Origin of the sequence: Anaerocolumna cellulosilytica (assembly GCF_014218335.1) — a bacterium.
Taxonomy (GTDB): domain Bacteria; phylum Bacillota; class Clostridia; order Lachnospirales; family Lachnospiraceae; genus Anaerocolumna; species Anaerocolumna cellulosilytica.
On the sequence record NZ_AP023367.1, the window covers coordinates 4181803 to 4195635 of the forward strand.

10 protein-coding genes are annotated in these 13833 nt (G+C 37.9%); all 10 read right to left on the reverse strand.

Annotated elements, in window-relative coordinates:
• Positions 1-44: 44 nt before the first annotated feature.
• On the reverse strand, positions 45-2177 hold the full coding sequence (locus tag acsn021_RS17340; protein ID WP_184092288.1) for a hydantoinase/oxoprolinase family protein: 2133 nt from the start codon (positions 2175-2177) through the stop codon (positions 45-47).
• A 168-nt stretch (positions 2178-2345) separates the two neighbouring features.
• Positions 2346-3695: a citrate transporter gene (locus tag acsn021_RS17345; protein WP_184092289.1), complete on the reverse strand. Its 1350-nt coding sequence runs from the start codon at positions 3693-3695 to the stop codon at positions 2346-2348.
• 344 nt (positions 3696-4039) lie between these two features.
• The gene (locus tag acsn021_RS17350; protein ID WP_184092290.1) at positions 4040-4597 is read right to left on the reverse strand and encodes a hemerythrin domain-containing protein; all 558 of its coding nucleotides are present in this window, start codon (positions 4595-4597) and stop codon (positions 4040-4042) included.
• Positions 4598-4609: 12 nt separating this feature from the next.
• Positions 4610-5218 (reverse strand): hypothetical protein, encoded by a 609-nt coding sequence (locus tag acsn021_RS17355; protein WP_184092291.1) that lies wholly within the window; start codon positions 5216-5218, stop codon positions 4610-4612.
• A gap of 87 nt (positions 5219-5305) precedes the next feature.
• A complete protein-coding gene (gene hcp, locus acsn021_RS17360; protein ID WP_184092292.1) occupies positions 5306-6943 on the reverse strand; it encodes a hydroxylamine reductase in 1638 nt (545 codons plus the stop codon).
• A 206-nt stretch (positions 6944-7149) separates the two neighbouring features.
• A complete protein-coding gene (locus acsn021_RS17365; protein WP_184092293.1) occupies positions 7150-8310 on the reverse strand; it encodes an SAM-dependent methyltransferase in 1161 nt (386 codons plus the stop codon).
• Positions 8311-8492: 182 nt separating this feature from the next.
• The gene (locus tag acsn021_RS17370; protein WP_184092294.1) at positions 8493-9164 is read right to left on the reverse strand and encodes a Crp/Fnr family transcriptional regulator; all 672 of its coding nucleotides are present in this window, start codon (positions 9162-9164) and stop codon (positions 8493-8495) included.
• Between the two features lie 43 nt (positions 9165-9207).
• The gene (locus tag acsn021_RS17375; RefSeq protein ID WP_184092295.1) at positions 9208-9714 is read right to left on the reverse strand and encodes a dihydrofolate reductase; all 507 of its coding nucleotides are present in this window, start codon (positions 9712-9714) and stop codon (positions 9208-9210) included.
• 37 nt (positions 9715-9751) lie between these two features.
• Entirely contained in the window at positions 9752-10600 is an 849-nt protein-coding gene (gene thyA / locus acsn021_RS17380) for a thymidylate synthase (protein WP_184092296.1), read from the reverse strand.
• Positions 10601-11039: 439 nt separating this feature from the next.
• A complete protein-coding gene (locus acsn021_RS17385; RefSeq protein WP_184092297.1) occupies positions 11040-13481 on the reverse strand; it encodes a ribonucleoside triphosphate reductase in 2442 nt (813 codons plus the stop codon).
• Positions 13482-13833: the final 352 nt, after the last annotated feature.

A 13833-nucleotide genomic window follows, 5' to 3' on the forward strand; every position in this document is an offset into this window, starting at 1 on the left:
CTAAAAAATATAACGTCTCCTTTTAGTTTCCGATTGCTTTCATGCTAACTCTGTTTTACATTAGCTGCGACAATTATTACCTCCGTCTCCGGTTCTAACGTAGAAACTTCTATATCCATTAACAATTCCAGCTGTTCAAAATCTGAGGCCGAAAAGTCCATAACTCTGGCTCCGATACACAAGTAATAATCCGGTCTTGCAATTAATTCCGTCTGATAAACCGCCATACTGTCCCAAAGCCTTTTTACTGCCATAAGATACTCTCCTGCGGTAGTCTTAACTGCCATTGCATTTCCTCTTTGCACTTTTATGAAGCCTTTTGTATCCAGAATACGTATGGCTCCCCCTTCCGCGCCTTTTCCGTTTTTTTCACCAAAGATATACACATAGCGGGTTTGCTCCAGTAGCCTTGTCTCACTGGTCGGAATACGCATATCGGCAGCTGCAATCTCCTTTAATTCTTCGGTATTGCACTCTTTGAGCAGATCTGTTGTTTTCACTTCAGTAGAGCCGGTTGCAATCGCTGTTACTTTCGAAGTCTGAGGATCAATCTCAATGTGAATTTCAATACTTTCAGGCATTGCTCCGCTTTCAATTGCTTTATTCATTGCTTCCATTTTTATGGAACTGATGTCTTCTTTCGTCGGTGACGGAATAATACGTTCTACTGCATCCCTAACCATAGATAAGGCAACTCCGATGGAGGAAATGACTTCTGCATTCTCAGGGATATTATATTTTAATCCCATCTTTTCTGCAAAGTGGACAATAAGAGATGCTGCACCTCCACCTACGCCAACTAAAGATATCTGATCTTTCTCTAGTTTATACTTTTCAGCAAGGTATAAAATTACAGGCTCTATCTTCGCATACGCTTTTTCCATTATCTGCGTGGCAATATCTTCAACGGTTGTTCCGCAATAATCTGCCAGTGCCTGCATGGCCTTGCGAGCTGACGCAGGGTTACCATAAGAAAAATGCTCTTTCTTTACTAAGCCTAATACGTTCGCCGCACAAGAGTTGGTTATGGTTATTCTTTCTCCATTTTCCAGACGAATGGCTACATAGTCTGCCGGGTCACCAGGTTTAGGCGAAAAGAATTCAACCTTTGGTGCTTTTATTTTATCTGCGTCGGTAAATACTGAATAATCCAGTCCTCCTATATGGGCTGACCGTGGTCCTACATCTATGATTCCGTTTTTATCTGCTCTTACCATAGAACCTCCGGCAACACCAAGTACCCGCACATCCAGAGAATTAATATAAGTGGGGTGTCCTCCAACAATTGAGTAGTCTATAGCCGGACGGCCATTTTTAATAACACCAATATTCGTTGTAGTTCCTCCAACTTCAAAATAAACACCATTGGATGCTCTTAAATACATTAAGGAACCCATTACGGAAGCTGCCGGTCCGGAGAGCATGGTAAGTACAGGACGCTTTTTCATTTCGCCAATTTCCATAACACCGCCGTCCCCCCTCATTATCATTAAGGGAACATTAACTCCCGCTTCTCTTACAGATTGTTCCGTTGAATTGGCAGTATCTAACATTTTTGGAAGTATACTTGCATTGATAGCTGCTGTTCTTGTTCTTCTGGTCAATCCGTACAGTTTCGTAATATCAGAAGCCATTGTGGTTGGCATTCCATTATTTTCTGCTTCTTCATATACCAGTTTTTCAGGTCTGCCATCGTCTACACCAAACGCCATAGAGGGAACAATCACTTGTGCTCCCTGGTTTTTCAGCCCCTGAATAACTTCCTTAACGGATTGTCCATTCATCTTTTTAACATTCAAAAAACTGTTAATTATATTAATTTCCTTATTATTTCCTAAATCTATATTCTTCAAATTGGTCTGTCTTTTTGCTAAAAAGCCTTCCAATCCGCCTTTTGCCATACCAATAATCCCCACTCGGGCTACATCACCTTCAATTAGTGCATTGGTTGCCTGGGTTGTACTGTGGGCTACAAACACAACCTGCTCCGGTTTTATATTATTTTCTTTCAAACAATTCTGAAAGCATTTTACTACACCTGCTGCAACTCCTCTTTTATCATCATGCGTTGTTTTCACCGATGATTTTCCTATAATTTCATGGGTATCATTATCAATCGCAACCGCCTTAGTATGGGTACCACCTACGTCTATACCCATTCGAACCTTTCTGCCCATGTTAATCCTCCATTTTTTGATTTTTTAAGTTTTAAAGAACCGGCCCCACATATCGCAGCAGCCGGTTATTCTATAGTTATTTACTCTGCAAACTACTTAACTAGCTCCCGGCGCATGCCGCGTCTGCTTACAGATTCGGCACTGCCCTAATCAGGGTGTGAAATTGTCTCATACTAAACTGCCATATAGTATAAATACTATAGCGCTAAGAATGATACCAATAATCCAACCGGTAGGAATGGACATCTTCATATAATCCTTAGTAGATACTTTCGTATAACCAAAACTCCAGGCAACCCATGACTGCGTCACATCTAAATGCTGAGGTCCAACTGTCGTTATTGCAAATAAAGGATATAAGAATTGCACCGGCCATGCTGCTGTTGATACAACCACCGCAAGGATTGCAGCACCGCATCCAACTAAGTTCATTGGTCCTCTAAAGAAACCAAGTGGGGTTAATACTGCAAATGCAATACATAATAATAAGGCACTTTGGGGCATTACTCCTCCAAGTAAAATCTTAAAATACGGAGAAGCATAATTAGCCGCATTGTTAAACATGGATAAAGTTAATAAAAATCCAACCATTGGAGCTACATCTATTGCACCATCAGAGAACTGCTTGGAAAGCATTCTTCCAATGTTCGTAAAACCACCTTTTAATTTACCACAAGTCAATAAAGCAAACAAACCTGAGAAGATAAAGCCAAAGATAATAGGTGCTTTAAATACTACAACACCAATTACTGGAAGTATAACAGAAATCCATGATATTGCCGGTGCATCGGACACATTACCACTGTCTGCAGTCGCTGCCCAAGCATAGGAAGTTTTCTTCTTGTTTATGAAAATATTTGCTACAACTAGTACTACCACAAGAGAAACGCCCATAGCAATCATACCAAATGGAAAATATTCATTGTAATCGTAGCTTGCATAGCTCGCATTGGCAGTTTCAAAGATTGCCTGATATTGCTTAAAGTTAACAACATTACCAAAAATCCCTGCCATAATAGATCCGATAAAAGAAAACATGGCAATTGGTGAGGGAATACCAAGAGAAAGCATAATTGGCAGCACGATGACTGCTATGGATATAACAGGACCTATTCCTGTCATGGATGTAAAAATAACAGCCGTAACGATACATAAAAGTGACATGGTGATTCTTGGTTTATCACCACCAAGTTCAACTACCTTACGAATTAAGGTTGCTGCTATTCCTGTATCAATTAAAACCCTTCCAAAGAAAGCACCGAAAAAGACATTAACCAATATTGATTTACCATAGTTTTCGGGGCCTGTTTGAAAAACATTTGTTAATACATTAATTAAACTTTGTCCTTCCATTGCCGAGTTAGGTGTAATCTGATTTCCGATTAGCGCCAAAGCTGTCCAGAATAACGACATAACGAAAAAACCCACCATAAGGTTGTACCCTTTTACACAATACCAAACCAATCCAAAGAATGATAGGATCATAATGATACCAATAATTACATTAACAGCTTCCATAAAAAATACCCTCCTAAAATATATACATTATTTAGTATACTGACATGTTATTCTCTTTGCTAACATGTCAGTTGTTGTATTAACATGCTAACATGTTAGTCTGATCTTGTCAATATATGATTGTATGTTTTTTATGATTTTTTGCAAAAAAATATCTTTTCTTTAGAAATTATTATATATTATTTCTTAATTTGGATTATTATATACATAGAAGTGCACAAACTGCCTACTTTCTTGCTTTATATTATCGTTAGGTTTTGTTTGACAAATCTTATTCCCTCTGCAGATTTATATAATGGTTTTTATGAATTTTTCAAATAAAAAAAGGACTGTATAGACAGCCCTTATATTCCGTATTCCTTTTCCAGTTTATTAACTAACGTGATGTATTTATCCTGGATACCTTTAACTCTTGCAACTTCTTCAAATTCGTCTGTTTTTTCATTTACTTCTGTTAAAACTTCTGGTGGCAGTTGCTTTCCTCCGAACGTATAAACCACTTCATCCTCTTTGGCAATATGACGGGTTAAGAGATGCGTATAGCCTACTGCATTAGCAATTACATCCAGTTTACTTTCTTCATCCCCTTCTTGTACACGTTTTAAAGCATCAACCAAATCAGCAATATAAAGCCTTCCAAAATCGTGTTCTACCAGCATGCCATGGGTTATTAGATTCTCACCAATCTTACCAAGATGGGTTTGCATTTCTTTAAACAACAGTTTCTCTTCCTTGCCATGGTGATGCTGGTCTGCATAGCTTCTAATAAAATCAATCATCTCTTCAAAATGCTCGTAGTTAATGGGTTCACCTTTTAAAATGCCATAACAAGCTTTACGGACTACAGCAAGCATACGCTTTATATACTTGTGCTCCTCTATCATAATCTCAATACTATTCAAGACAATACCTCCTTATTTAGATATACGGCTGGTTATTTCATCCAGTTTTTCAAAAGCTCCTCCTGCCGGTTCTAACAGTCCTTTGATAAAGCTTTCCCTTAATAGATAATAATTATCAATGTTTCCGCCTAAGCTGTTCCAGTATTCTTCATGAACACAGAGATTTCTTCTATAAATCACTTCATTGTCACTGCCGCTTACCAGTGTGTTGGCATGGTCACAAGGCATACCATCTAAAAGAACATTATTCAGATACTCATAGATGTCCTTTGCGTTGCTGTTCATCGTTAACTCTGTCAATTCTCTTCCTGCATTTTCAAAATGCCCTAAAAGTTTATCAAACAATTCAGGGTATTCACCAACAAGTTTCGTTACTGCATAGGCAAGGCGATATTCCACCACAGATACCTGCTCCTGAAGCCATCCGTGGATATTGGAAGTATCTATTTGTTCTTCTAAGGGCTTATCACTAATGGATCCAAACTGGTCATCCATCTGCTGTGTTATATCCAGAGAAAGATTATTTTCCTTTATAAATTTTAATACTTCTTCTACCATCTGATTTTGTACGTTGATTTTTCGATACAGCCAGTAGTGTATCGGTCCAAGAAATGCGCTCATTCTTTTCTCTCCTTATTATTTTGTCAAAATAACCGGCAAAATGTCTTGTGTTATAACCACTTACATCCTGCCGGTTCTTGTAATAAATTAAGCCATAAATAACTTAATGTCGTCTTCTACTGTTCCGATACCTGCAATACCAAAGTTTTCAACTAATACCTTAGCCACATTTGGTGAAAGGAAGGCAGGTAAAGTTGGTCCTAAGTGTATGTTCTTTACACCTAAGTAAAGAAGGGATAACAGTACGATAACTGCTTTCTGTTCATACCAAGCAATATTAAATGCTAAAGGTAGTTTATTAATATCATCTAACTCAAATACTTCTTTTAATTTTAAGGCAATTAAAGCTAAAGAGTAAGAATCGTTACACTGACCTGCATCAAGTACTCTTGGAATACCGCCGATATCTCCTAATGGAAGTTTGTTATATTTATATTTTGCACAGCCTGCTGTTAAAATAACCGTATCATTTGGAAGTGCTTTTGCAAAATCAGTGTAGTAATTTCTGGATTTTGCTCTTCCATCACAACCTGCCATTACAAAGAATTTCTTAATCGCTCCACTCTTAACTGCTTCCACAACCTTGTCAGCTAAAGCAAATACCTGATTATGTGCAAATCCACCAATGATTTCTCCTGTTTCAAGCTCAGTAGGTGCACTGCATTTTTTAGCGTGTTCTATTAGCTGGGTAAAATCTTTCTTATCTCCGCTTTCACCAGGAATATGAGCACATCCTACAAAACCTGCCGCTCCGGTAGTGTATAATCTTTCTTTATAGCTTGCTTTTGGAGGAACGATACAGTTCGTAGTCATTAAGATTGGTCCGTTAAAAGCTTCAAATTCTTCTGCTTGTTTCCACCATGCATTACCATAGTTACCTACAAAGTGGCTGTATTTCTTAAATGCAGGATAGTAGTGTGCAGGAAGCATTTCAGAGTGAGTATATACATCTACGCCTGTTCCTTCTGTCTGCTCTAATAATCTTTCCAAATCTTTTAAATCATGTCCGGAAATTAAAATACCAGGATTATTTCTTACACCGATATTAACCTTAGTAAGTTCAGGATGACCGTAAGAGGTTGTATTGGCTTCATCCAATAATGCCATACCATCAACACCCACCTTACCTGTTTCCAGAGTAAGGGCCACTAATTCATCTGCTGTTAAACTATTATCTAAAGTTTTAGCTAATGCGCTCTGCATAAATACATGGATGGATTCGTTGTCAAAACCAAGTGCCAAAGCATGTTTTACATAAGCTGAAAGTCCTTTTAATCCATAAGTAATTAATTCTCTTAAAGATCTTACGTCTTCGTTCTCCGTAGCAAGTACCCCTACTGTTCCAGATTTTGCATCATATTCAGCGTCTGTCTGTGCATCCCAAAGGGCTGCTTCTGATAAGCCTTCTTTGTTAGAAAGCTTTGCTGCTAATTCTCTTTTTGCATTCAGGGTCGCTTTTACTCTATCATAAAAAACCTTGTCATCAAAGTTTGCGTTTGTTATAGTTGTAAATAAGTTTAAAGTAATGAGATGATTGATATCACCACCAATTGTCTGTCCTTCTGCTCTAAGTTTTGTAGTTACTTCTGAAAGACCCTTTGTTGTATAAATTAATAAATCCTGCATTCTGGCAAGATCAGGCGACTTACCGCAGACACCGAATTTTGTACATCCAGTACATCCGGCTGTTTCTTGACATTGGTAGCAAAACATTGCATTTTCCATTCTTCATACCCTCCGTAAATTATTATTGTTTTTCAATCACTTGATGAACTTATGATAAAACAAAACAGGGACTTTTTCTGTAACAAATGTTACGAATGGATAAAAAAACAGACCATATCTTTTATACTCCTAGGTACAAGACCAGGGACGTAGTAAAGATATAGTCTATTTTATTTAAAATCCATACAGGGTGTAATGGCTATTTATCACACTACCCTTATCATAGGTAATTCATTATTAGCACCCTTTGACAGTAATATCTGATGAAGATCTATGATTCCGTTGTTAAAGGTTGCTGCACAGGAAGCTAGATAAAGCTCCCACATTCTTGTGAATTCCTCACCCATCAGTGTAACTATCTCTTCCCTGTGTTCTACAAAGCGGCTGCGCCAGCAAAGAAGAGTCCTGTTATAATGCCTCCTAAGACTTTCTACATCTAAAATATAAAAACGATACTCCGGCATTAACTGTAATATTTCCCGTAGGCTTGGTACCGTTCCCCCTGGAAATATATATTTTTTAATCCAAGCATCTCCCGGATGCTCTTTCAGGGCAGTGATGGAATGAAGCAAAAAAAGTCCTTTTTCTTTTAAAACAGCATCTGCATTTTTTATAAATAAATCATAGTTCTTTCTACCGACGTGTTCTAACATTCCTACACTGACAATCCGGTCAAAGGTAAGTTCTGACTTAATCAAATCCCTATAATCCATGATTCTTACATCCAAAAGCTGTGTCAGTCCTTCTTCCTGAATACGTTCCTTAAACTTTGCGTGCTGCTCCTGACTTAATGTGATACCCGTACCCTTTATACCATATTTTTTAGCTGCTTCTATTAACAAAGCACCCCAGCCGCAACCGATGTCTAGTAAAGTCATCCCTTCTTCTAAATGCAATTTATCCAGAATATGATGTATTTTATTCATTTGGGCTTCATAAAGGGTATTCTTCTCTTCTTTAAAATAACCACAGGAGTAGCTCATAGTCTCATCCAGCCACAACCTATAAAATTCATTGCCAATATCATAATGGGACGATACTTCTTTTTTCTGGTTTGCTTTACTGGTTGCTGTAAAGAGAAGACTCTTTAGTTTTGATTTGTTGGTAGTGAATTTCCCCATTTCCCCCAAAAACAGATTCAAAACTTCATATAAATCTTTATCGACATCAATCTCTCCCCGCATATAGGCTTCTCCTAGTGCTAAGGAAGTACTGGTTAAAAGCTCCGTCTTACTGATAGGCTTCTTTATCATTATTGTAAATTCTGCTTCCCCATTGCCAACCTTTCGGGTTTCATCCTCTATTTGTAAGTTAAATGCGACCGGTATAATATTTGATAAGTACTCAATGAAAAAATTATCAAACATCTCTTTTTTGCTCCTTACTTATTAATTATAGTTACAATGGTTTTTATTAACAAAACCTATTCTAGCCCTTTTGGGAATTTATGTCAAACATTTTATGCAGTTATTTATTATTTCTTATGGATCTGAGGATGCAACAAGCCCGAAGCTGCTGCTTTATGCAGTAGTCCCAGGCTCGTAATTATTTATATAATATCGTTAAGACCATTAAAATCCAATATTTTCACCATGTCACGGTCAACCTCTATTAATCCGTCCTCCTGCATGTTAATCAATTCTCTGGAGAGCGACGGTCTTGTTACATTTAGATACGCCGAAAACTGTTCACGGTTCATGGATAATTTTACATATTTTTTATTGCTGCATTTTTCTAACAAGTATTTTGCAATTTTTTGCCGCAGGCTTCCACTGGTAAGCAGCTGTACCTTGTTATTAAGAAAATAAGCCTTTTGAGCCAGAATTCCAAGCATATTCTGGATAATATGGGAATGCGCTGTACAGGTTTTGTCACAGGTACTAAAAAAGTATTCCTTCGGTATCTCCAGAACAGATGACTTGGTATTAGAAATCACATAATAATTGTAATCTGCCTTTTCCAAAAATACATATACCTCACCGAATATATCCTTTTCTTCTATATGAGTAACAATGTATCTTCTGCCATCCGGAGAATCCTTGCATACTGCCACTGAACCTTTCAGCAGGACATATAAGGCTTTAGGAGGGTCCATCTGACTGAAAATAATTTGATTTTTTTCATATTCTTTTATCCTTGCCTTGGAACAATCCAGACATATCTGAATTTCCTCAAGACTTAAGCCTTTAAATAACACATTGTCCTTTATCTTCTCAATCATCTTTTAAAGCCTTTCCTTGACTATTTTCACCTTGGTTCCCTAATTATTCCCTATCCGTCTGTTTTTTCCTTTCGTAGCGGTAAAAACCATATTCAATATCGTAATAAGTGCGTTCATCGGACTCAGCTGTTATAACCCATTCCGGCATCTCATCCAGATTAGGGAAATAGGTATCTGCATGATACGCGTAATCAATCTTTGTAACATGAGCAACATCACAATACTTTAGCATCTGCTTATAGATACTGGCTCCTCCGATTACGTAAATATCCTCTGTCTTATAACCTTCTGCCGCCTTAAGGGCTTCTTCTACACTGTGGACAATAATACCATCATTTATCTGAACGTTTGGTTTCGAAGTTATAATAATATTCGTACGGTTTTTAAGTGGCTTTCCTCCCGGAAAAGTTTCCAGTGTATTACGCCCCATAATTACCACTTTCCCGGTTGTCTCTTCTCGAAAAAAACGCATATCCTCCGGGATGCTTATAAGTAACTTATTTTCATAGCCAATCGCCCAATTTTTATCTACTGCAACTATTAGATTCATTTTTTGTACCCTTTCTCTATTTGTGACTATAATGCTGTTAAATAGCCACCGGAATGTTTTCTACCTTCGGACCAGTTACATAATTCTCAAGCCTAAAGTCATCTGTAGTAAACTGATAAAAATCTTTAATATCTTTATTCATCCAGAACTCCGGTGCAGCATATACCGGTCGTTCAATCAATTCTTTTATGATGGGTATATGCCTGTCATATATATGAGCATCCGCAATAACATGTACTAATTCTCCCGGTACCATATCACAAACCTGCGCAAACATATGAACCAATACTGCATATTGACACACATTCCAGTTATTTGCCGCCAAAATATCCTGGGAACGCTGATTTAAGATAGCGTTTAACTTAAGTTTTTCACTGTTTTTTTCCTTGGTTACATTAAAGGTAACACTATATGCACATGGATACAATTGCATCTCGTGTAAATCCTGATGTACATAGATATTAGTCATAATCCGTCTGCTGTAAGGATTATTTTTTAAATCGTGAAGACAGCGGTCAACCTGGTCCATTTCCCCTTCCTTGTACTTATGTTTTACTCCCAGCTGGTAACCATAGGCTTTTCCGATGGAACCATTTTCATCCGCCCAACTGTCCCAGATATGGCTATTCAGCTCTTTGATGTTATTAGACTTTTTCTGCCATATCCATAACAACTCGTCAATACAGCTTTTTATGGCAGTCCTTCTTAAAGTAATGGCAGGAAACTCTTTGGATAAATCATAGCGGTTTACAACTCCGAATTTTTTTAATGTATAGGCACTTGTCCCATCTTCCCATTTTGGACGTACCTTTTCCCCTTCCGTGCTGATTCCCTCTTCCAATATGTCTTTACACATATGAATAAATATGTTATCTGCTAAACTCATGACTACCTCCTGTTAATTAGAAAATTGCAAACTCATTAGTTAGAGACAAACGCAGGAAAATCATCAAAATTAAGGTAACTTGCCACTCATTGCAACTTATTTTTAATTTTAACTACTTCTGTCATATAATAGGTCTATTTCCAATGGACTATCTTATTCATTCCATGTAAGGAAAAAGTTATTAATACTCTCTTTAGAAACCTACAGGGTCTTATAAGGGCAAAACAGGCCGGGTAAGGAATTATATCAGTCCCTTTCTATTGAAAGTTTCTATAAAAACCATTACCTGGCCTGACGCCTTTCCTATCTGCCAACGCTTCAACGTTTCTGTTCTTCCTTTTTGCTTCCTTCCGACAGGCTGATTATTGCGTGTAGGCTATGTACAAATTATAACATTTCACGTATTGCTGGTCAAATGGGAATCCATTATTTATTTCATCTATTGCTTTACACCAATTAACATCTGTTCGGTAAATACCTTAATACTACCTGCTCCGGCGTATTTTTTAAATGTGCCGTTATCTACAATTATAAGCGTAGGGGCCTGCATTACGCCATAGGTTCTAGCTAGTTCTGGGTTATCTTCTGCGTCGATGACAACATAGGAGTAGTCTTTTAGCAATTCCTTGGCATATTTACAATTAGGGCAGGTCTTAGTTGTAAATAAAAATACACCATCCTTCTCAAGCGTTAATGCCACTTCCTGATTTGCTGCCAGAATCTTTCTTGCTTCTTCTTTCGCTGCCCCATGTTCCTGAGCAACCTGGTTAACAGAGTTTCCTTTAATCACACCAACAGACATTACCCTTGACCGCTTCATTGCGTATACTCGTCGGTTTTTATACTCCTGGGTTTTTCCTTCATTCCAGTTTTGTACCGGGCGGTAATAACCGGTGATACGGCTGTAGACCTCTGCCTTTTCGCCACATTCCGGGCAAATAAACTGTTCGCCGTTAAGATATCCGTGATTTTTACAAATCGAATAGGTTGGTGACATGGTGTAATAAGGCAATTTATAGTTCTCAGCTATGGTTTTAACTAATTTTGCAGCAGCCCTCCAATCTGGAAGTTTTTCTCCTAAAAAGGCATGAAAAACTGTACCGGAGGTGTATAAAGTCTGCAACTCATCCTGAACATCCAGAGCTTCAAAGATATCTTCCGTATAGCTTACCGGCAGATGGGAGCTATTGGTATAATAAGGCGTATCGCCCTTTGCACCGGCTGTTTTAATATCCGTCCACCGTTTTTTATCATGTTTTGCCAAACGATAGCTGGTAGATTCAGCCGGTGTTGCTTCCAGATTATAAAGGTCACCATATTCTTCCTGATAGTCCGAAAGCCGCGCTCTCATGTGATTTAATACCTTAATACTAAATTGTTGGGTATCCGCATGGGACATATCCTTACCAAGCCATTTTGCATTAAGACCCACTTCGTTCATACCTAGCAGTCCAATCGTGGAAAAATGATTGTCAAAGGAGCCTAAATACCTCTTAGTATAAGGATATAATCCTTCTTCTAAGAGTCTGTTTATAACTTTCCTCTTTACCTTTAAGGACCTTGCTGAGATATCCATCATTCTGTTAAGACGTTCAAAGAAATCTGCTTCATCCTTTGCCAGATATGCAATTCTTGGCATATTTATCGTAACAACTCCAACGGAACCGGTACTTTCTCCGGAGCCAAAGAAGCCGCCTGTTTTCTTTCTCAATTCTCTTAAATCCAATCGTAATCTGCAACACATGGAACGAACATCACTAGGTTCCATGTCACTGTTTATATAGTTTGAAAAATAAGGTGTACCGTATTTTGCAGTCATTTCAAATAATAATCTGTTATTCTCTGTATCAGACCAGTCAAAATCTCTGGTTATAGAGTAGGTTGGTATAGGATACTGAAATCCTCTGCCATTAGCATCCCCTTCAATCATAATCTCAATGAAAGCCTTATTGACTAAATCCATTTCCTTTTTACAGTCTTTATAAGTAAAATCTACTTCCTTTCCTCCCACAATACAAGGCAGGTCTGCCAAATCTGCCGGTACTGTCCAGTCAAGAGTGATATTAGAAAAAGGTGCCTGTGTTCCCCAGCGGCTGGGTGTATTTACTCCATAAATGAAAGACTGAATACATTGCTTTACCTCACGATAACTTAAATTGTCTATTTTAACAAAAGGTGCAAGATATGTATCAAAGGAGGAAAAGGCTTGTGCGCCTGCCCATTCATTTTGCATAATGCCTAGAAAATTTACCATCTGGTTACATAAAGTGGATAAATGACCGGCAGGTGAAGAGGTTATCTTCCCTGGTATTCCTCCAAGCCCTTCCATTATAAGCTGTTTTAAGGACCATCCAGCACAGTAGCCGGTAAGCATGGATAAATCATGTAAATGAATATCTGCATTGCGGTGTGCAGCAGCAATCTCTTCGTCATAGATTTCAGACAGCCAGTAATTGGCTGTAACAGAACCGGAATTATGTAAAATCAAACCTCCTACAGAGTAAGTTACAGTTGAGTTTTCCTTAACTCTCCAATCTTCTTCCTTTACATAGCTGTTGACAATTTCCTTATAATCAAGAATGGTTGACTTCATATTTCGGATTTTTTCCCGGTTTTTACGATACAGAATATATGCCTTAGCAACATCTGTATACCCGGTATGTTCTAGTACCCTTTCTACGCTGTCCTGGATATCTTCCACACTTATTTTATCTTTATGTACCTTCTCTTGAAAATCAGCGGTAACCCTTAAAGATAATAAATTAATGATATCATCCGTATAAAATTTCTCCGTGGCCTTAAAAGCCTTTGAGATTGCCTCAGAAATTTTTAATAGATAAAACTCGGCAATCTCCCCATCTCTTTTCACTACTTGAATCATGTGTGAATCCCCTTTCGTCATTCTCGATTACCATAGGCGTATCTGCGGTAACTTCTGTCATAAAACCGCTTTTACGCAGTTCGTGATACCATCACTGATTCTGCCCATTGGTACAGGATATACCTTACCGCCCTTCTCCGGGTTTTTCCTAAGCAAATCTGTTATAGTATCACGATGTAAAGCTAATAAGCCGTATGTAATATTATCACTCAAGGAATGTTGAAAAATCTTATTTAAAACCTGTCCGCTTCCTTAAAGCTAATGAATAAATAATAGCAAAGTTTACCTAGAACGTCAAGCAAAAAAACTACAATATATATTTTATTTTTTTTCATCACCACAAGATATAGTG